Source organism: Sporolactobacillus putidus, from assembly GCF_014647035.1.
Taxonomy (GTDB): domain Bacteria; phylum Bacillota; class Bacilli; order Bacillales; family Sporolactobacillaceae; genus Sporolactobacillus; species Sporolactobacillus putidus.
Window position 1 is genome coordinate 231,113 of record NZ_BMOK01000001.1, and the last position, 21,364, is coordinate 252,476.

The window sequence follows — 21,364 nt, forward strand, 5'->3', positions numbered from 1 at the left end:
TCCCGCCCCCCTGCTTTTGATCATTAAATACTATTTAAATAATCTTCAAGCCATTTGGCCCGTTTTTTTGCTTCCTCTTCCGTAACTCCGGTCTGATGTTTGCCGTCCGCTCTGTTCTGTTCTTTCATCCATTCCGGTACCACCTCGCTGCGGACACGGCCCTGCTTTTTGCGGCCTGCCGCCTCCTTCGTTCCGGCCCGCTGTTTCTGCTGTGTATACTTTTTCTTCTCGTCACGGGCCACAGACATGGCTTCGCGTACCGTCCGCACATTTTCTCTGGACCACTGGGCAGCCACTTTTTCTACAAAAGACTTGTTTAAATTATTATCGTTTACCTTCGAAATGTAATCAATCAGCACATTAATGACACCTGGGTTCAGTTTTGTATCGAACATCAGATTTTCCACCAGGCGCAAATCGGGCGCGGCGGGTTTGCTCCCGTGCCCGAGCTCTTCAAGCAATTGATACGGAGAATTCGTCTCATACCAGGAAATCAGCTGTTCTTCCTCATTCTGCGGCACTTTGCCGGCCATTTCGGATGCTTCTGCAGGCTGCGTCCGTTCGTATAAAGCCGGCATCTCATTTGGCCCGTGCTCCAGGCGGTAGTAGTCCCGGACTTCTTTTCTAAGCATCTCAATGTCCACCGTTCCCGTATGCAGGGATGCCGATTCGACAGCCCTGCTCATATCGAAAGGATCCGTCTGATAGACGCAGGCCAGTTTCTCAATGGCACCTCTCACTTTGTCAGTCAGTGCATCCTCGGAAATAATGGCGTCGGACAGATAACTTTTCAACTGACTGAAATCGAAATGATTTTGGAACCTCAGTTTCTGAGGGTGGGCATGATCCTCCCAGCGGCCCCTGCCCTCTAAATCCCGGGAAAACTCGCTTGCCGGAATGGATTCAAACACTTCATCGAAAGCGGCGGACAAATCCTCAAAGTTTTCTGCGTCCAGGGGCTTTTCAAGAAATCGTTTGCTCAAACGATTATAGTCCCGTGAACCGACCTGATGATACAGAAAGACATTCAAAAGCCCGTCATTAAAGAACTGATTAGGTGTGAGCGGCGGCACAAGCAGGTACATAAAGAAAACAGGATCCGAATCCTTTTTTTTCAGCGTGCGGAGCAGGCCGACAGCTTCAAGCTTCTTTCTGGCCTTAAGGATCCGATCGAGTGAAAGATTCATCATCCCCATTAAATGGTGATGGGTCGCCGCCTGACCGCTTTGCCCATGTTCGGTCTCCTGCCACAGTGTAAAATATAAACTCGTCGATTCAATACCGACGAGCGGCTGATAAAGCTGTGTCATGATTTTCTGATCATAATAGTGAAGAAGCCCGTCCGCTCTGACCGTATAATGATCACCCGGAAGCACTTCCCTCCATGATTGTAGCATGCTCGTCCCCCTTCCGATTCTTTGCCTTGTAAAGAAAACTTGCCGATTGGCAAGCCTTCAGGCGAAGCCAGAGGCTTAGTTGTGACGGCCAGGACGGCCTAAGCCGAACAAGCCGCAGGACGCGGCGATCTGTTCGGTTGCTTATACTATAATCCGCTGAATTTTAAACTTTCCTATAGTATAAAAAGAGGGCGTTCAAAAAGTTCAGGATGTGCCGCGGACCGCATGATTTTTTCCGCGGGTCCTTTATCTTACACGATGGATCCGCGCCGATGCTTTTCAGCGTTGCCTTTTCAAACAGACCCGAAAAAATTAATTCAATCGGCAGAATTCCTACGGCTATTTTTTTCTTTTTCCAGCTGATCCTTCAGCTCCTGAATCTCCTGTGCGAACACATTGATATCTTTGAACTGGCGGTAAACCGAGGCAAAACGGACATAAGCCACTTCATCGACTTTGGCCAGCTCATTCATAACCAACTCGCCGATCTCGTGGCTGTTCACTTCAGAACGTCCGTCATCACGGAGCTTTTTTTCCACGCTGGCGGCCAAGTTTTCGAGTCTTTCCAGCGGAACCGGACGCTTTTCGCATGCCTTAATTAAGCCGCGCAGGATCTTGTTGCTGCTGAAGGCCTCGCGATTGTCCCCTTTCTTCACAACAATCAGCGGAGTCTCTTCAACTTTTTCAAATGTTGTGAATCGGTAATGACAGAATTCGCACTCTCTCCTTCTGCGAATCGCCCGCCCGCTGTTCACGGGACGGGAGTCCAGCACCTTAGTCCCGTCTTTTTTACAGCTTGGACAGCGCATTCTCTCCACCTCAATCCAAGTATTGAATGATACTTTTATTTTATCGTACAAGGAGCCGGATGAAAAGCAGAGGTCCGTAAGCAGCGGAATAAAGCTGTGATAATTATTAAATGTTCCAGTGCCTCAAAATGGACTGGAGCTGCCGTTCCGTTTCTTCGACTGAACCGTTATTGTCGATGACTTCATCAGCCCGTCTTCTTTTCTCTTCAAGAGACATTTGCGAGTCAATTCTGGCCAGCGCCTCTTGTTCCGTCAGATGATTTCTGGACATCAGCCGCCTGAGCTGATTATCTTTTGAAACATAGACAACAATGGTCTTATCCGTCCACTGATCAAGAGACCCCTCGAACAGCAGAGGTATATCAAGAAAAACGGCACGGACACCGGAATCCTGAAACTGTTTTATCCGGGATTTAATCCGTTCTCTGATCAGCGGGTGAAGAATCTCATTGAGCTGCCTGCGTTTTTTTTCATCGCTGAAAATTAATTTGCCAAGTGCCTGCCGGTTCAGAGTCCCGTTTTTCAATACGATGTTCTGCCCGAAAGCGCTAACTATTGCGGACAGTCCGGGTTCACCGGAAGCAACCACTTCGCGCGCAATCCGGTCTGCGTCGATCAATGGATAGTGATGAGCCCTCAGCCAGTCGGATACCGTGCTTTTTCCACTGGCGATCCCGCCTGTCAGTCCGATTTTCATCATGATTCTGCCACTCTGATCTGGCAGGCGGGACAGAAATGTGTGCCCCTTCCGCCCACTTTAATTTTCTCGATCGGCGTCCCGCAGCGCGAACACGGCATGCCTTTGCGCCCGTATGCCTGCAGCTTCTGTTGAAAAAGGCCCGTGTGTCCCTGGCTGTTTACAAAGGTCCGGACAGTGCTTCCGCCCATTTTCACTGCTTCGCAGAGCGTTTCGACAATGGCTTCGTGAAGCTTTTCGATTTGCGGCAGAGTCAGAGCCGCGGCGGGGGTGAGCGGATGAATACGCGCCCTGAAAAGCGCCTCATCCGTATAAATATTCCCCAGTCCGACAACCGCGCTCTGATCGAGCAGCATCGGCTTGATGGCCCGTGCCGTTTTTTGACAGTCCGCCGCCAAGCCTTCTACTGAAAAAGAGCGGGAAAACGGTTCAGGCCCAAGCTTCTCCAGCGGGGGCATATTCCACTCTTCGCCCTTCCTGAAAAGATGCATCGTACCGAATTTGCGGACATCCCGATAACGCAAAGACGTGCCATCCGTAAAATGAAAAATCACATGAGTATATTTATCGGCGGAGATGTTTTCCGGGTTCAGTTCGTATCTCCCTTCCATCCTAAGATGGGATACGAGCACCTTGTTGTCAAAGCAAAAAAGCAGAAACTTGCCCCTCCGGCCGACATGCTGCACCGTTTCGCCTGCCATCTGCCGGGCAAATTCACGGACATCTTCCGGCCTCCTGATAATATTGGGCCAGCGGACTTCGACATGCTCAACGGTTTTACCGACGATCAGTTTGTTCAGTGTTCTCTTGACGGTTTCAACTTCCGGTAATTCCGGCATTGCCAGTACATCCCTTTTTAGCTTAGGTTCAAATAAATTTATGAATAGCTGTGCGGCGCAGAAGCCGCCGAAACTGGTTAATCGGTGCCGTGCGATGGGCGTATCCGTATCGCCCCATTTTTGATCATTTGGCATCGTACCAGGTCGGGCCATAGGCGCATTCCACTTTCAGCGGAACTTTCAGCGTGATGGCGTGTTCCATGACCTCCGGAACGACAACTTTCATTCTTTCAATTTCTTCTTCGGGGACTTCAAAGATCAGTTCATCGTGCACCTGAAGCAGCATACGTGATTTTAAATGTTCCTCGGCCAGCCGGCGGTCCATGATCACCATCGCTTTCTTGATCACATCGGCGGCGCTGCCCTGGATTGGCGTGTTCATCGCCGTCCGTTCGGCAAAACTGCGCAGATTGAAATTGCGGCTTGTTATCTCCGGGAGGTAGCGGCGCCTGTTCAGCAGAGTTGTCACAAATCCGGATTTTTTGGCTTTTTTTACGATATCCTCCATGTAGTGACGGACACCTGGATAGCTTTCCAGATATTTTTCAATAAACCGTCCCGCTTCTTTTCGCGTGATGCCGAGATTCTGAGAAAGACCGTAGTCGCTTATTCCATAAATAATGCCAAAATTGACCGCTTTTGCATGACGGCGCATCAGCGCCGTGACCCCGTTCTTTTCCACGCCGAAAACATCCATGGCCGTTTTCGTATGGATGTCCAGACCGTCGATGAATGCCTGCTTGAGATGGGCATCGTCGGCGATATGAGCAAGAACACGAAGCTCAATCTGGGAATAATCTGCCGAGAATATCTGCCAACCGGGTTCAGAGGGCAGGAAGGCTTTGCGGATCTTGCGGCCTTCCTCAAGCCTGATCGGTATATTTTGCAAATTCGGATCTGTTGAACTGAGCCGGCCCGTCTGGGTGAGCGTCTGATTGTAGCATGTATGGACTTTCCCCGTTTTCGGATTGATCACTTTCAGCAATCCTTCGACATACGTGGATTTTAGTTTGCCCAGCTGACGGAAATCAAGAATTTTATCGATAATTTCGTGACGCCCGCGAAGTTTCTCAAGCACGTCGGCAGCCGTCGAATAACCGGTTTTTGTTTTTTTAATGGCCGGAAGCATAAGTTTCTCAAAAAGTATTTCCCCGAGCTGCTTCGGAGAATTGATGTTGAACGATACGCCGGCGAGTTCATAGATATCCTTCTCAATCACTTCAAGGGTCGCGTCCAGTTCCCTTCCCATAGCCTTCAGTGTCTCGCCGCTTGTTTGGACACCGGTAAACTCCATCCGGGCCAGCACGCGCGACAGGGGCATTTCAAGATCCGAGAGCAGCTGCTCCTGCTGATTGGTTTTCAGTTCCCCGGCAAGTATCGGTTTCAGGGCAAACAGCGCGGCCGCCTTATGCCCCAGATGGCCGGCCTGCCCGTCTCCCTCCGGAATCACCCTTTTAGCGCCTTTTCCGTAAAAAGCATCATCTGTTTCGACATCCGTGATTCCTCTTTTTTTGGCTACCGATGCCAGATCCTGCCCGGCTTCAGCCGGATCAATGAGATAAGATGCCAGCCCGACGTCGAAAATCACGCCGTTCAGTTTCAGCCCCCTCCAGTTCAGGGCAACTTCCGCCTGTTTGCCGTTATGAACGATCTTCTCTTTCGAACGGTCTGCGAGCCAGCTACAAAAGAGCGAATCATTCAGTCCATTTACCGTCTGAATAAAATAAGTTCCGCTTTTGTTGGCAACGGCAAAGCCGAGAATGTCTCCGTAATGATAGTTCTCGTCCAGCATTTCCACGATGAGCGCACTCGGAGACACCAGCTGATCCTCGGAAAAATGAGTGACGACCATTACCTCGATTGACGGATTTTCAGTTGGGCTCTTCTCTTCTTCAGGGAGGTCCATTTTTTCAAGCAGCGACTGAAAACCGAGCTCGTGGAACAGTTCCGTCAATTCAGGCGTGACCTTATTTTTATAAGCACAATCGTCCAGAGTAATCAAAACCGGCGAATCCCGATCAATAGTCGCAATTTGCTTGCTCATCAGCGCCTGATCATGATTTGTCTCAAGACTTTCTTTCAATTTTTTCCCGGACACTTCATCGAGCTGTTCATAGACACGCTCGACGGTTCCGAATTGTTTCAGCAGCTTGATCGCTGTCTTTTCACCAACACCGGGAACACCGGGAATGTTATCGGAAGCGTCCCCCATAAGACCTTTCAGGTCGATGACTCCTTCGGGATCAATTCCATAACGTTCTCTGACTTTTTCAGTATCATAGACAACGGTATCGCTAATTCCTTTTTTGATCAGCGAGACATTGACGTGATCCTCGACGAGCTGCAGATAATCCTTGTCACCGGTGATAATGCTCACTGAAAACCCAGCATCTTTTGCCCTCTTCGACAGCGTGCCGACAATATCGTCCGCTTCATAATTGTCGAGATCATATCGTTTGATACCCATCGCATCGAGCAGCTGATAAACAAAGGGAAGCTGTTGGGAAAGTTCGGGCGGTGTTTTCTGACGTCCGCCTTTATATTCTTTGAACGTGTTGTGCCGGAAGGTTGTCTTGCCCGCGTCAAAAGCAACGAGGAGATGAGTCGGCTTCTCCTCTTCAATAGCTTTCAAAAGCATCGTTGTAAATCCATATACGGCATTCGTGTACATACCCTGGCTGTTGCTCAGCAAAGGCAGCGCAAAAAACGCGCGGTAAACGACATTATTGCCATCTATTAAAACGAGTTTCTTCATACTATCCTCCTGGAGTGCAAAAACGTCGGTTGTATCTTCGCCTTTTATTTTAAAGCAAGATGACGCTTTTATCCAATCGGCGGTGTCGTTATTTTGAAAGATATGGTAAATGTGGTGCCCTTGCCGGGTTCACTGTCCACATCTATGTTTCCTTCATGCACCTCTACAAGGTGTTTGACAATGGCGAGCCCAAGCCCTGTGCCGCCCGAATCGCGGCTCCTGGCTTTATCGACACGATAGAAGCGTTCAAATATCCTCGGAATCTGATCTTTTTCAATGCCGATTCCGTTATCTGAAATGATAAACTTTGATTCATCAGCTGTTTCTTTGATTGAAAGGACAATTCTGCCTTGTTCCGGAGTATAAGCGATCGCGTTGGTAATCAGATTAATCATAATCTGGCGGATTCGGAACGGATCACCAAGCGCCCAGCCTTCATCGCCCGGAAGCCGATCAATCGTAATTCTTTTTTCATCAGCCTTTTCTTTGAAAATCAATAAAGCCGCGTCCAGCAATTTTGAGAGCGAGACCTTCTGCCATTGAATCGAAAAGTGCTCGCGTTCAATTTTTGATAGGTCGAGCAAGTCTTTAATCAGATTCTGAAGCCGTTCCCCTTCATGAAGAATGATATTTAAAAATTGCGTTTCAAGTGCTTTGTCATCTTTCGCACCATCAAGCAAAGTTTCTGTAAAACCGATCAGCGAAGTAATCGGCGTCTTCAGCTCATGAGAAACATTGGCAACAAAATCTTTGCGCATATTTTCAAGTTTTTTAATTTCAGTAATATCATGGAAGACAACGACGATGCCCCTGATTTTTTTATGGTGGTTGATGATCGGTGCACAGGAGACGTCAAAATGTTTTCTTTCGATATGTACCGTCAATTGAAGCTGTTTTTTCAGCCGCTGTCTGGTGCTGAAGGCCTCGTCGATCATCTCTTTGACCTCATCATAGGGGAGGACTTCCTGATAGTCGGCGAGTTCCCAGTGGGAAGCGGTTGTTTTAAAATCTTCTTTAAATGTTTTGTTGATATAATTGATTCTGCCGTTGCCGTCAATAAAAAGCAGACCATTGCCTATATTTTCAATCAGCGTCGTCATGCTGTCTCTCTGGGTGGAATAGGACCTGTTGATTTCATGAAGCGTTTCAGAAAGACGGTTCATCGCCAGGTTCAGCCGCAGCACACTTTCCCGTCTGACACTGTCCGAAGCCGTCAATCTAAAAGATCCATCAAGCATATTTTCCGCCATCTGCGCCGCGAAACGAATCGGGACGGCATAGGAACGCACGATATAATCCCGATAAAAAAGCAGACAGAGGCCCAAAACAAAGAAAAAAAAGTAAAGCAGACCCAGTCCCACAACAACCGTTTTGGGACCTTCAAGCCGCAGATAGCCGATAATCTGCTGATCTGCTTTTATCGGCGTTATGTATACAGAGGAATTCGCCGTCTCATGAAATACGTACGATTGTTTTGAAGAAAGCGCTTCTCTGTTTTGATTTGAAGAGTAGAGCAAGTGACGGTCCGTACTGTAAATGGCAATCTTAACCGATGACTTTTGGGCATACGCCGTCAGTCCTTCCCGCGCATGCGTCAAATCGAGATACCCATCATGAACCGTCAGGGATTGGATCCAGTTCAGCCGGTCGGTCATTCTTTCCTGATCAAGCTGTGAACAGGCAACCTGAACGACCTGGTTGAAAACAAAGATAAGAAATAATAGGCCGGCGATCACTAATCCCCAGCGAATCAATACATTTTTTTCAAGCTTTCGGCTCTTCAAGTTTATAACCCAACCCTCTTACAGTCTTTATATAGAGCGGTTTTCGTGTCATATCTTCGATTTTTTCTCTAAGATGGCTGACGTGGACATCAACAATGCGCGTGTCGCCGGCAAATTCATAATTCCATACTGCGTTCAGCAGCTGCTCGCGTGTCAGCACTCTGCCTTTATGCTGCATCATGTAAACAAGCAGTTCAAACTCTTTCGGAGTCAGCAGCAGCTCCTGATCTTTGAAAGTTGCTTCAAAGTTATTCGGGTAGACTTTAATATCTCCGGCAGTCAGAATTTCATTCTGCTCCTGTTTTCCCAGATCGGAACGGCGTAAAATAGCTTTGACCCTTGCAATCACTTCACGCGGACTGAACGGTTTGGTCATATAGTCATCCGCGCCAAGCTCCAGGCCGAGTATTTTATCCAGTTCGTCGTCCCGCGCAGTCAGCATTAAGATCGGAATAAAAATAAAATCCTGGCGCAGTCTCTTGCAAACATCCATACCATCCATCTCGGGAAGCATCAGATCAAGAACAATCAGATCCGGATGCTGCTCTCTGACCATCGATAATGCTTCGGAACCATTTCCGGCAGTAATGACCTCATAACCGGATTTCTTAAGATTGAAAGAGAGTAAGGTCACAATAGATGGTTCATCATCAACAACCAGTATTTTTTTTGCCAAGTCGGACCCTTCCCCCTGTTGTGTTCCTTTTTGAATAAGCTTATCGGTAATAGGCGTTCACGTTTCGATCAACCAAAACGTCCGCAAATATAATCTGACGTGCTCTTCTTTTCAGGCATAGTAAAGAGTGTTTTTGTCGTGCCGAATTCAACTAATTCACCCTGGTAGAAGAAAGCGGTATAATCAGCGATTCGAGCAGCCTGCTGCATGTTGTGCGTGACAATGACAATCGTGTAATCTTTTTTCAGCTGAAGGAGCAGCTCTTCAATTTTCGCACTGGAAACCGGATCGAGTGCAGAAGTCGGTTCATCAAGAAGGATCACATCGGGTTTCAGCGCAAGGGCACGCGCAATGCACAAGCGCTGCTGCTGTCCGCCTGACAGACCCGTGGCAGATCGGTCAAGACGATCTTTTACTTCTTCCCACAAACCGACCTGTTTCAAACATTTTTCGGTCACGTCTCTCAGTGTTTTTTTGTTATGGATGCCTGCAAATTTCAGAGGAAGCTGAATATTTTCACTGATCGACTTCGGAAACGGATTTGGCTGCTGAAAGACCATTCCGATTTCCGTGCGCAGTTTAACAACGTCCACCTTCGGACTCAAAATATTAATCCCATGATAGTCGATCTTTCCCTCGCATCTTGCAGAAGGAATGAGATCGTTCATCCTGTTTATAGTACGGATAAATGTAGATTTTCCGCATCCGGACGGACCAATTAGGGCAGTGATCGATCTTTCATGAATCGGCATATTCACATGCTTCACCGCATGATTATCACCATAGTAAATATTTGTATCTTCGACATTGATCAAGACGGGACGATCCACATCTTCACTATTCACGAAAGAAGTAATTTTATTTTCCATTTGGACTACCATCTGCTTTTCCTCCCCATTATCTTCCTGATAATTTTTGATTAATCATTTTACCGACAGCTCGAGCAAGCAAGTTAAACATCAATACACAAATGACAAGAACAGCCGAGGAACCATTAGCTACTGCCTGAATGTCGGGTATAATTCCCGATGTATTGACCGCCCAGATATGGACCGACAGAGTTTCAGCCGAGCGGAATAAATTCAAAGGTGAATTTGGCGACGCGGGATTCCAATTCGTAAAATCGAGATTTGGAGTGGACATCCCGGCTGTAAACAGCAGAGCCGCTGATTCGCCGAATACACGCCCGGCAGAGAGAATAATCCCTGTTAAAATGCTTGGAAAAGCTTCCGGAAGAAGAATGGTCTTAATGGTGTGCCAGTGGGTGAGTCCGAGAGCGAGTCCCCCTTCTTTCTGATGAAGCGGTAAGGCACGAAAACCGTCTTCGGTCACCCGTACGATAACCGGAAGGTTAAATACTGTTAGCGCGAGTGCCCCGGAAAGAACAGAAAATTTGAAGCCGAAATAGTTGACGAAAATCAGCATGCCGAACATTCCCACAACAATGGAAGGCAGTGATGCAAGCACCTCAACGCATGAACGGATGAATGAGGTCAGTTTACCAGGACGGGCATATTCCGCAAGATAGATTCCCCCGCTTGTGCCGATAGGTATAGTCAGAATCATCGTGATGATCAGAACGTAGAAGGAATTCCAGAGCTGATCCTTGATTCCGCCCCCAGCCATAAAAGCACTGGATTCCGATGTGAGGAAATGCCAGGAAATGTTTGTTAGACCTTTTACTAAAATATAACCCAATAATGCAGCCAGCGTACTCACCATGATCACTGCACACAAAACAATAAGTGAAAGAGCGATGCGATTGGTCACTTTGCTGTTCATCACACGTTCCTCCTTCTGGAAAGCAACCTAATAATGAGAATAAAGACATAGGATATGATCAGAAGGATCAGTCCCAACGACCAAAGGGCATCGTTGATCACACTGCCGGTTGTTGTATCGCCCATACTTAACGTAATAATTGTTGTTAAAGTTGCGGCAGGATCAAAAATGGAGTGTGGGAATTTGGTTGCGTTACCGATGACCATCTGTACAGCCAAAGCTTCTCCAAATGCCCTGGACATACCGAGAACAATAGCTGTCATAAGGCTCGATCCGGCAGCCGGGATGACCACGCGCCAGATTGTCTGCCACTTAGTAGCGCCGATGGCATAAGAGGCTTCTCGCAGCGAGTCCGGAACCGCTCGTATGCTGTCGGCAGCAATACTGGTAACCGTAGGCAAAATCATGACGCCGACAACAATTGCCCCTGCCAGCATGTTGAATCCGGAGCCTCCAAAGTGCACACGCATGAACGGGACGATAACAGTCAGTCCGATAAATCCGTAGACAACTGACGGAATGCCGACAAGAATTTCAATAACAGGCTGAAGTATTCTCTGCCCCCATTTTTTTGCCAATTCCGCCATAAAAATAGCGGAACCGATGGCAATAGGCGTGGCAATTAATGCAGCCAGCAAAGTGACGGACATCGAGCCGAAGATAAAGGCAAATGCGCCGAAAGAGGGATTCTTCGTCTGATCGGTATTCCAGTCTGTTCCGGTGATAAATGTCCAAAAGTTTATGTGATCAACCACAAAAGATCTTAACCCTTGCAAGGTGAGGAACAATGTGATCGCAACAACTGCAATGATGACTGTAAAAGCACTGCCATAGATAATTGTTCTGCCCCTGGATTCACTGTATCTATCAGTGAATCTTTTAATCAACCCTTTTTCTTTTAACAACGATGATTTCGGAAGGTCATCCGGCAATTCGCTGATCATCGCTTTGCTGATTTTCATCGTTACACCTCATTTTTTACTACTCAAAACTTTTTTCAAACATACGACGGTAAGCGGGATGTAAAATACAAATCCCGCTTAGCCGTCTACAGCTTACATTTATCTTTTTTTAGAATTAAGTATGATTATCCGATTTATTTGGATGTCATCGCACCGGTCGCATCGCGCTGAACAGTCATTTTGCCAACTGCCATATAGCCTTGTGCCGGCAGGTCTTTAGATTGAACCGCGCTGCTCATCATAAAATCGATGAACGCTTTAGCAAGACCCTTAGGTGCTCCTTTAGTATACATGTGTTCATAAGCCCAAACCGGGAATTTTCCGGAAGAGATGTTCGCTTCAGTTGCCTGTACTCCGTCGATGGAGAGCTTAACGATCGAGCTGTCACCAGCAGTGAAGTAAGACAGTGCCAAGTAGCCGATTGCTCCAGGAGTCTGAGCAACAATTTTCTTAACTGTGTTTGAAGAATCCTGTGTAATGCCTTCTGCAGGAGTCTTATTGTCCAAAGCAAATTGGTCAAAAGTTGCTCTCGTGCCTGAAGTAGCCGAACGGTTTACCAACGTGATCTTCAGATTTTTACCACCAACCTGATTCCAGTTCGTTACCTGACCGGTGAAAACTTTCTGAAGATCCGCTTTCGAAAGATTCGTTACGCCAGCCTGCGGATTGACAGCTGCCGTCATACCGACAACGGCTACTTTTGTGTCAACCAGTGCCTTAGCGTCGATACCTTTTTTTGCTTCAGCGAAGATGTCGGAGTTACCGATGTCAAAGTTTCCTGCTGCTACTTCGCTCAATCCGGTACCGCTGCCGCCGCCCTCTGAACGTCGATCTGAACATTAGGATTCTTGTCCATAAATTCTTTTGCAGCTTGTGCAGCGAGCGGCTGCAGAGCAGTTGAACCGCCGATCGTCAGTTTACCTGAAAGTGGTGCAGAGCTCGAAGCACTGGATTTTGAGCTGGAGCTCGATTTGCTGCTGCTTCCTGAACTGCTTCCGTTCCCGCACGCGCCGAGAATCAAGGTAAATGCAAGAACAAGAAACAGGCCAATCGTAAGCAAGCTTTTCTTTTTCATGAGAATGTTTTCCCCCTCAAGTTTTGAGTGACCTTATTGCACTATTCATATTAAGGTGCATCTTTTAACCGAGTATGAAGCTCGTGTAAATTTTTTGTAAACGAAATGGATTACATGTCGATTTACACAGAGTTTTGCTGATTAGGCGCACTTTTCATCTTCATTTTACCAGATAAAAACAAAAAGGTCAGCAAAGTTTTGAAATTGCAGCTTCACGGCTCTTTCTTATCATCTGCATTCTTAGAATTATTATCCAAAACCCTTCGATTTGCCATACGTAAGTCCGCCTCTTCCAATCATTCGGGCTGCATCTTTCTATATTTCCGGAAGAGAAATTTGGGTAAAGCAGTGATTCTGAAGACAAAATTGACGGATGGCGCTGTTCACAAAAAAGTCGAATCCTGAGTGCAAAAAAAATGTCGAAAATCCGGCTCTCTAAAGAGACAGTTTTCGACAAGTACTTTCAGATATGGATAAAGTTCGAGTTCTCAAATGGTCTGAAGCACGTGTTTTACGGAATCAACCGATTGATCCAAAGCAGCCCTTTCTTCTTTGTTCAGACTCAGTTCAATGATCTTTTCAACTCCATTCTTTCCGAGCACAACCGGTACCCCGAGGTAGAGATCGCTGTATCCGTATTCTCCTTCCAAATAGGCGATGGCGGGCAGGACACGTCGTTTGTCCTTCAGCACCGCCTCCGCCATTTGAACAAGAGAAGCCGCAGGCGCGTAGTAAGCGCTGCCATTCCCGAGCAGCGAAACGATCTCTCCGCCGCCTTTGCGTGTCCTCTCAACAATCGCATCAATCCGGTCTTTTGGAATTAGCGTTTCGATCGGTATGCCGCCGGCGTATGAATAGCGGATCAGCGGAACCATGGAATCGCCGTGCCCCCCCAGAACAAAGCCTGTGACGTCTTTAACCGACAGATTAAGCTCCTGAGCGATGAACGTTCTGAAACGGGCCGTATCGAGGACGCCGGACTGGCCGATCACCCGATTCTTTGGGAACTTTGACTCTTTATAAACTGTATATGTCATCGCGTCAACGGGATTGCTGAGCACAATGATCGTACAGTGGGGCGAGAACTTAACGATCTGTTTCGTTACATCCTTCATGATGCCGACGTTAATCGAAACCAGATCGTCACGGCTCATGCCGGGTCTTCTGGCAACTCCCGCCGTAATAATCACGACATCCGAGTCCGCTGTTTCCTTATAGTCGGACGTTCCGACAATCTTTACGTCGAAACCTTCAACAGGACCCGACTCCTGCATGTCGAGAGCTTTCCCTTTTGTTGAATTTTCCATCTTTGGAATATCCACCAGAACGACATCGGCCAGTTCTTTATGAGCGATAAGAAAAGCGGTCGTTGATCCTGTATAACCTGCTCCCACAACTGTAACTTTTTTTCGACTGGACGACATTTATATTCCCCCCTATTTTGACATTCGCATTCAAAAAAGCGGAGTGGATGCGCTGTCATTTTGAAAAAGCCGAAAATGAGCAAATCCGTCGATCTGACTGATACACTCACTCAGCTGTTTCTTCAGTTACAAGCCTGGAATTGCTCTTTAGTATTCAAACGGTTTACATATTACTGATGACGGCATCCGCAAACTGCGAACATTTCACTTCATTCGCCCCATCCATCAAGCGGGCAAAGTCATAAGTTACCGTCTTACTCGAGATCGTCTTTTCGATTGCACGGATAATCAGTTTTGCCGGTTCGTACCACTTCAAATGTTCAAACATGAGAACACCCGATAAAATCACGGAAGACGGATTTACTTTGTCCAGCCCGGCATACTTTGGAGCCGTTCCGTGTGTCGCTTCAAAGATCGCAATACCTGTTTCATAATTTATGTTGGCGCCGGGGGCAATGCCGATCCCGCCGACCTGAGCCGCAAGCGCATCGGAAATGTAATCTCCGTCCAGATTCATAGTGGCCACTACGTCATATTCAGCGGGCCGCGTCAAAATCTGCTGCAGGAAGTTATCGGCAATCGCATCCTTGATCAGAATCCGGCCTTCGGCTTCAGCCTGTTTCTGAGCTTCGTTTGCCGCATCCCGGCCATCTCGTGCAGCAATGGCGTCATACTGCTTCCATGTGAACGTCTCATCGGGAAATTCCTGTTCGGCCAGTTCATAGCCCCAGTTCTTAAAGGCACCCTCCGTAAATTTCATAATATTCCCCTTATGAACAAGGGTCACACTTTTTCGGCCTTCATGAATGGCATAGCGAATGGCCGCGCGAACCAACCGGTCAGTCCCTTCCTTGGAAACCGGTTTGATGCCAATTCCAGAAGTTTCAGGAAAACGAATTTTCCGGACGCCCATTTCGTTCTGAAGAAAATTAACGACTTTGCGCACTTCAGGTGTACCCGCTTCAAATTCAATACCCGCGTATATATCTTCTGTATTTTCGCGGAAAATGACCATATCTATCTGTTCAGGATGCTTAACCGGTGAAGGAACGCCTTCAAAATAGCGAACGGGGCGCAAACACGTAAAAAGATCCAGCTGCTGGCGAAGAGCCACATTCAGCGACCGTATTCCCCCGCCAACGGGTGTCGTCAAGGGTCCTTTTATCGCAATAACGTATTTTTTTATTGCATCCATCGTTTCCTGAGGCAGCCAGCTGCCTGTCTGATCGAACGCTTTTTGGCCGGCCAGCACCTCCTTCCAAACAACTTCTTTCTCACCGTCGTATGCCTTCCGGACAGCCGCATCAAAAACACGGGAAGCCGCTTTCCATATGTCCGGTCCAATTCCGTCTCCCTCAATATAGGGAATGATCGGATGATTCGGCACGTTTAAAATGCCGTCTTCGACCTTGATCTGTTCTCCTTGTGCCACGTCATGTACCTCCCAGACTAACTATTAAAGATCTTTTTATCTCTTAATTATAACAGTTTTGACGTCGGCAGTGCGAATCCTGCTGAAATCCCTGGATTCACACGGATAATCAACGTTCCGAAAGAGGGATATACGTTCTGAGACCCGGTCCGTTGTATTCCGCTCTCGGACGGATCAGGCGGTTATCGCTGTATTGTTCAAGAATATGGGCAACCCATCCCGATGTCCGGCTGATTGCGAAAACAGGCGTAAACAAGTCGTTCCCGATACCCAGAGTGTGATACAAAGTCGCTGAGTAGAAATCCGTGTTCGGCAGAAGGCCCTTCTTTTCTTTCATCAGGGTTTCAATACGGAGGGACATGTCATAATACTTCGTTTCAGCTCCGTGCCCCGTCAGTTCTCCCACCATTTTCTTAATGATTTTTGCGCGAGGATCCCCAGTTTTGTAAACCCTGTGGCCGAATCCCATGATTTTTTCTTTGTTCGCCAAAGCATCGTTAATATAGTAATCGACTTCGTCAACGGATCCTATTTTTTCCAGCATGTTCATGACCTGTTCGTTTGCACCGCCATGAAGCGGACCTTTCAAAGCGCCGATCGCGGAAGTTACTCCGGAGTAGATATCGGACAGTGTGGCCACACAGACTCGGGCTGTAAAAGTTGACGCGTTCAGTTCATGATCGGCATGCAGCACAAGCGCGGTATCGAACATCCTCGCTTCGGCATCGGTCGGAATTTTATTCTTCAGCATGTACAGAAAATTAGCCGCAAGCCCTAAGTCCTTTTTTGGGGGAATCGGTTCCTCGCCATTCCGTATTCTTGCAAATCCGGCAATTATGGTTCCGATCTTTGCCTGAAGCCGGACGGCCTTCTCCATATTTGAATGTGCGTCCATTCGGTCCGCATCGGGATCAAATACGCCCAGCGCGGAAACCGCCGTTCTCAGCACGGCCATCGGATGCACAGTCCCGGGAAAGGATTTCATTACGTCAAAAATTGCATCAGGGACATTTGCATTTTCCGCCAGTTTCTTTTTAAAAACTTCCAGTTCATCGGCAGTCGGCAGCTCACCGTTCCAAAGCAGATAGACCACTTCTTCAAATGTCGATTCATTGGCCAAGTCCTGAATGCTGTAACCCCGGTAAGTAAGTACATCCTGATTAATTGAACTGATTGCCGAGGTTGTCGCAACAACGCCTTCCAATCCTTTAGTCGTTGTCAAATTTAATTCCCTCCTTAAGCCATTCCATTTTTCAGAAACCCAAATTGTAAGCGCTTAATTAAAAATGACCCAAAATGTTAAACCTTTCAAGATGATTATAGCCGTTATCGACAATTTTGTGAACAAAAAACACCTCCCTTTCGCTTTGATTTCCGGCCGAATTTCACGGAATGTCATATAAATAGTCCCGCTGCATAGATATTAGAAAACTTGGCGAAGCCAAGCCCTGGCGCAGGCTGAGCCTTAGTTGCCCTTACACTATAATCCTTAAAATTTTTGTACTTTCCTATAGTGTTAGAAAACTTGGCGAAGCCAAGCCTTAGCGCAGGCTGAGCCTTAGTTGCCCTTACACTATAATCCTTAAAATTTTTATACTTTCCTATAGTGTTAGAAAACTTGGCGAAGCCAAGCTCTAGCGCAGGCTGAGCCTAAGTTGCGGGGGCCAGGACGGCCTAATGCCGAACGTGCCGCAGAACGCGGCGATCTGTTCGGTCCCTTACACTATAATCCTTAAAATCTTTGTACTTTCTAATAGTGTAAAAAATGAGGTGGGGTGTGGACATGGATTCGCAGAAAACAAGACCTTTGACTGCATATTTATTGATTTTTGTCCGAATCGTTCTGGTTTTATCCATTCTCGGGTGTATTCTGCTTTCCCTGTATCTCGCCGTTCGTTACGCCCTTCCTTTTCTCATCGCCTGTGCCCTTTCTTTTTTTCTGAATCCTATTGTTTCCTTTCTTGAAAAAAAGACAGGTCTTCCGAGAGGACTGTCGTCTTTTATCGTTCTTTTTTCGCTCTTCTCTCTTGTAATAGGCATTCTTTTATTCACTGCCATGGCCCTTATAAAAGGACTCTCGTCGCTTACAAGAACTGTCCCCGGTCAGCTTGGCATGCTAATCAAAGATCTTCAGTCGCTCTTCTTCAGCAAACTGATCCCTTCTTGGGAACATGCTTTGCACATCTTTTCCGGACTCCCACAGGGGCAGCAGAAAGCCATCCAGCTCAACATCGAAAGTATGGCAGGATCGGCGGCAGATCTGATCAATAATTTGGCCGGCAATCTGATCTCCAGTCTGACACAGTTCGTTTCTTCGCTTCCGAATACACTTGTTTCCGCCCTGTTTATTTTTTTAGCAGCTTTTTTTCTTTCCAAAGACTCGGAACGGATCAAGAAACGGCTGTCTTTTTTCCAAACTCCACCGGCTGTCAGTGTGCCGCTCAGGAAAGTGTGGAAGGACTTAAAAAAAACGTGCATCGGTTTTGTACAGGCTCAATTTATTCTTGTCACACTGACCATGATCCTCGTTTATCTTGGGCTTAAAGCACTGAAAACAGAACAGCCTTTCACGATTGCCCTGATTTCCGGGTTTGTCGATCTTATTCCGTATCTTGGTATCGGTGTGATTTTCATCCCCTGGATCCTTTATCAGCTTTTCATGCACCATTATTTTTTCACGATCGGCCTGACAAGCCTCTACACCGCTCTTGTCATTCAGCGTCAGCTGATGGAACCGAAAATTCTGTCTACGCATATTGGACTCGATCCCCTCGCCACTCTCGTCGCGCTATATTTCGGTTTCAGATGGCTCGGATTTTCAGGTCTTGTCATCGGACCGCTGAGCCTGGTGATCGTTAAGGCACTGTATCAGGCGGGAACGCTGCGAACGGTCAGGCTTTTCATTCTCGGGAAAAAAGTTGAATAACCAAAGCCCCTCTATTTTCTTCTCAAAGAAACAAACCAAAAACCGCCGCGTCTGATCCATTCCTGAAGCCATCGAACAATCCGCCTTTTAATTGAGAAACGCAACGAAGGGACGAGAAACAGCAGACCGGCCAGGTCACTGATGAACCCCGGAACGACGAAGAGAAACCCGCCGATCAAGAGACAGGCACCGTCCATCAGCGAGTCTCCCGGAATTTTTCTTTGATCGAGATCAGCTCTAATTCTTTTAAAAATCGACAGTCCCTGCCGTTTGACTATCCAGACGCCGAAGAACGCGCCGGCAAACAGGAGAAGAAACGTATTCAGCACGCCAAGTGTCCGGCCGACATAAACCAGTACCGACACTTCAGCAAGAACATAGAGAAGAATAACAATCAACGCTTTTCTCACGAATTTTCCGCCCTCTTTAACGTTCAGGAAATCCCGGCCGCATTTAAAATAAGCCGGTGCAGTTCAGGGTTGCTTTTTTTCAGAGACACGGGTTTCATTTCGAGATTTGTCCAGCAGTGTGTGCTCGTCCCCTCGGTAAGAAGCTTATGATCGTTTTCTCTAATCACACGATAGGAAAAACTCATCTTAACGCTGTCGTAATCCTTGACGCATGTTTCAATGATCACGGCGTCTTCAAAACGCGCAGGTGAGTGATAGCGTACGTCGATCCCGATGACCGGCATCATCAGGCCGCCCTCTTCAATCTGGCGATAGGAAAGGCCCGATTGTTTAATCCACGCCGTCCGGGCAACTTCAAACCAATTAATATACTGACTATGGTGAATGATCCCCATTTTATCGGTCTCATTATATCGTGCTACAATTTCTGTCCTGGAGATTTTCAAGACAATCACCCCAACCTGATAAAATTAAGAGAAGGTGTCTGTCCAACACCTTCCCTGATTTTATCACAGATATTTTTTTATGCTAACCTTAAAATCATTTTTCAATCAAAGTACATTCGCATGTCCGAGATAAATTTTGCCCCGTTCGCCGTCCAGCGTGATGACTTCGCCCGTCTTCAATGTATCGGTTGCCTTGTCAACTCCGATAACAACCGGAATTTCAAATTCAACGCCGACAACAGCGGCATGAGAGGTCAGCCCGCCGACCTCGGTGACAATACCTGCGGCACGGCGGATGGCCGGAATATATTCTTTATCCGTCGCTTTTGCAACAAGAATGGCTCCGTCAGGCATGTTGCGATTTGCGTCGTCAGCATCCTTTGCGAGATATACCGGAGCGGTAGCTGCCTTGCGTCCGACACCCTGGCCCTGCGCAAGAACGTCTCCGACAACATGTACTCTGAGCAGATTGGTTGTGCCTGCTTCGGCAACAGGGAGGCCGGCGGTGATGACAACAAGTTCGCCCTTCTTGACAAGCCCCGACTTAACGGCACTGTCAACGGCGATGTCGAACATTTCGTCCGTCGTTTTTGCCAGTTCACTGAGTACAGGTGTGACACCCCAGGCCAGACACATTTTGTGAGCCACTCTTTCCGAGTTTGTCACAGCAATGATCGGGGCTTTAGGGCGATAATGGGAAACAACGCGTGCCGTATGTCCGCTGACCGTCGACGTGATGATTGCGCCGACATTAAGGCTGAGGGCAGTATGGGCAACAGCTTCGCCAATTGCGGAAGTGATGGTTTTCTCACTTGACTTGCTTAATCTGTTCAGAATAGCCGGATAGTCCAGAGCCGTTTCCGCCTTTGTCGCGATATTGCTCATCGTCCGGACAGCTTCTACTGGCCATTTTCCCGATGCTGATTCTCCGGAAAGCATCGTCGCGTCAGTCCCGTCAAAAATGGCGTTCGCAACGTCACTCGCTTCGGCACGTGTACAGCGTGGGTTTCTGATCATTGAATCGAGCATTTGTGTCGCTGTGATGACCGTTTTGCCCACATGATTGCACATTTTGATCAGTCGCTTCTGAACGAGCGGAACATCTTCTGGCGGAATTTCGACGCCAAGGTCGCCACGGGCGATCATAAGGCCGTCAGAAACACGGAGAATTTCCTCAATATTGTCCACGGCTTCCTGGCTTTCGATTTTCGGGAAAATGTGAACATCGTGAGCCCCGTGTTCTTCACAGAGTTTGCGGATGTCCAGAACATCCGAAGCATGGCGGACAAAGGAAGCTGCGATGAAGTCGATGCCTTCGCCGATTCCGAAAACAATGTCATCCGCATCTTTATCGGTCATGCCAGGAAGATTAATGCTGACATTAGGAACAATAATTCCCTTTTTGCTTTTCAAAACGCCTGAATTAAGGATCTTGTTATGAATCAGTCCTGCTTCTTTATCAATGCCTGTTACTTCGAGTTCGACCAGTCCGTCATCGATCAGGATCTTTGAGCCGACATTTACATCGTTAATCAGTTCTGCATAAGTAATAGAGAATTTTTCAGCTGTTCCGGCAACTTCTGTTGTGGAAATGTCCACATTTTTTCCTTCTTCAAGCAGAACTTCCGGTGTGGCCATATCATGTGTGCGGATTTCAGGTCCTTTTGTATCAAGAAGAATGCCCACTGTTTTACCGGTTATCTTACATGCTTCACGAAGGTTTACTACTTTCTGATGATGTTCCGCGTGGTCGCCATGGGAGAAGTTGAAGCGAGCCACATTCATTCCTGCGTTGATCATTTGAACAAGGCGTTCAACCGTGTCGCTTGCAGGTCCCAGAGTACAGACAATCTTGGTTTTTCTCATCATAATACCCCCAGCTTTTTAATAAAGGTTGTTCAAAAATTCGGAAGAAAAGATTCAGCCCTTCGGCAATTTTTCCCCTTATTT

At 47.4% G+C, this 21,364-nt stretch carries 17 protein-coding genes and 1 pseudogene; 1 reads left to right on the top strand and 17 read right to left on the bottom strand.

Annotated features, from left to right (window positions below; genetic code table 11):
- Window positions 1–23: 23 nt before the first annotated feature.
- From IEX81_RS01215 to citZ, 14 genes and pseudogenes are all read right to left on the bottom strand, one after another.
- Window positions 24–1,397 (bottom strand): replication initiation and membrane attachment family protein, encoded by a 1,374-nt coding sequence (locus IEX81_RS01215; RefSeq protein WP_188801005.1) that lies wholly within the window; start codon window positions 1,395–1,397, stop codon window positions 24–26.
- A 317-nt stretch (window positions 1,398–1,714) separates the two neighbouring features.
- Window positions 1,715–2,206 carry a transcriptional regulator NrdR gene (gene nrdR, locus IEX81_RS01220; protein ID WP_188801016.1) on the bottom strand — a complete coding sequence of 164 codons (492 nt, stop codon included), beginning with the start codon at window positions 2,204–2,206 and terminating at the stop codon, window positions 1,715–1,717.
- A gap of 106 nt (window positions 2,207–2,312) precedes the next feature.
- A complete protein-coding gene (coaE, locus tag IEX81_RS01225) occupies window positions 2,313–2,906 on the bottom strand; it encodes a dephospho-CoA kinase (RefSeq protein ID WP_308424054.1) in 594 nt (197 codons plus the stop codon).
- Window positions 2,903–3,742 (bottom strand): DNA-formamidopyrimidine glycosylase, encoded by an 840-nt coding sequence (gene mutM, locus IEX81_RS01230; RefSeq protein WP_188801424.1) that lies wholly within the window; start codon window positions 3,740–3,742, stop codon window positions 2,903–2,905. Before mutM ends, coaE begins: the two co-directional genes overlap by 4 nt.
- 124 nt (window positions 3,743–3,866) lie before the next feature.
- Window positions 3,867–6,497, bottom strand: a complete 2,631-nt coding sequence (gene polA, locus IEX81_RS01235) for a DNA polymerase I (protein ID WP_188801018.1) — start codon at window positions 6,495–6,497, stop codon at window positions 3,867–3,869.
- 68 nt (window positions 6,498–6,565) lie between these two features.
- Window positions 6,566–8,281, bottom strand: coding sequence for a two-component system histidine kinase PnpS (gene pnpS, locus IEX81_RS01240; protein WP_188801028.1), 1,716 nt, complete (start codon window positions 8,279–8,281; stop codon window positions 6,566–6,568).
- Window positions 8,262–8,957 carry a response regulator transcription factor gene (locus tag IEX81_RS01245; protein WP_188801031.1) on the bottom strand — a complete coding sequence of 232 codons (696 nt, stop codon included), beginning with the start codon at window positions 8,955–8,957 and terminating at the stop codon, window positions 8,262–8,264. Before IEX81_RS01245 ends, pnpS begins: the two co-directional genes overlap by 20 nt.
- Before the next feature lie 68 nt (window positions 8,958–9,025).
- Window positions 9,026–9,826 (bottom strand): phosphate ABC transporter ATP-binding protein PstB, encoded by an 801-nt coding sequence (gene pstB, locus IEX81_RS01250; protein ID WP_229727435.1) that lies wholly within the window; start codon window positions 9,824–9,826, stop codon window positions 9,026–9,028.
- A gap of 28 nt (window positions 9,827–9,854) precedes the next feature.
- Entirely contained in the window at window positions 9,855–10,739 is an 885-nt protein-coding gene (pstA, locus tag IEX81_RS01255) for a phosphate ABC transporter permease PstA (RefSeq protein WP_188801035.1), read from the bottom strand.
- Window positions 10,739–11,701 carry a phosphate ABC transporter permease subunit PstC gene (gene pstC, locus IEX81_RS01260; RefSeq protein ID WP_229727419.1) on the bottom strand — a complete coding sequence of 321 codons (963 nt, stop codon included), beginning with the start codon at window positions 11,699–11,701 and terminating at the stop codon, window positions 10,739–10,741. Before pstC ends, pstA begins: the two co-directional genes overlap by 1 nt.
- A gap of 134 nt (window positions 11,702–11,835) precedes the next feature.
- Window positions 11,836–12,776, bottom strand: a pseudogene (locus tag IEX81_RS01265) (phosphate ABC transporter substrate-binding protein).
- A 488-nt stretch (window positions 12,777–13,264) separates the two neighbouring features.
- Complete coding sequence (gene mdh / locus IEX81_RS01270; RefSeq protein ID WP_188801037.1) at window positions 13,265–14,200, bottom strand: malate dehydrogenase; 936 nt, start codon at window positions 14,198–14,200, stop codon at window positions 13,265–13,267.
- A gap of 163 nt (window positions 14,201–14,363) precedes the next feature.
- Entirely contained in the window at window positions 14,364–15,632 is a 1,269-nt protein-coding gene (gene icd / locus IEX81_RS01275) for an NADP-dependent isocitrate dehydrogenase (RefSeq protein ID WP_188801039.1), read from the bottom strand.
- Window positions 15,633–15,741: 109 nt separating this feature from the next.
- On the bottom strand, window positions 15,742–16,854 hold the full coding sequence (gene citZ, locus IEX81_RS01280) for a citrate synthase (RefSeq protein WP_188801041.1): 1,113 nt from the start codon (window positions 16,852–16,854) through the stop codon (window positions 15,742–15,744).
- Between the two features lie 561 nt (window positions 16,855–17,415).
- Between citZ and ytvI the strand changes: the two genes are divergently transcribed.
- A complete protein-coding gene (gene ytvI / locus IEX81_RS01285; protein ID WP_188801042.1) occupies window positions 17,416–18,558 on the top strand; it encodes a sporulation integral membrane protein YtvI in 1,143 nt (380 codons plus the stop codon).
- An 11-nt stretch (window positions 18,559–18,569) separates the two neighbouring features.
- Here ytvI and IEX81_RS01290 read toward each other — a convergent pair whose 3' ends face one another.
- From IEX81_RS01290 to pyk, 3 genes are all read right to left on the bottom strand, one after another.
- Window positions 18,570–18,968: an FxsA family protein gene (locus IEX81_RS01290; protein WP_188801045.1), complete on the bottom strand. Its 399-nt coding sequence runs from the start codon at window positions 18,966–18,968 to the stop codon at window positions 18,570–18,572.
- Window positions 18,969–18,991: 23 nt separating this feature from the next.
- Entirely contained in the window at window positions 18,992–19,414 is a 423-nt protein-coding gene (locus IEX81_RS01295; RefSeq protein WP_188801046.1) for an acyl-CoA thioesterase, read from the bottom strand.
- 105 nt (window positions 19,415–19,519) lie between these two features.
- A complete protein-coding gene (pyk, locus tag IEX81_RS01300) occupies window positions 19,520–21,280 on the bottom strand; it encodes a pyruvate kinase (protein WP_188801049.1) in 1,761 nt (586 codons plus the stop codon).
- Window positions 21,281–21,364 lie beyond the last annotated feature (84 nt).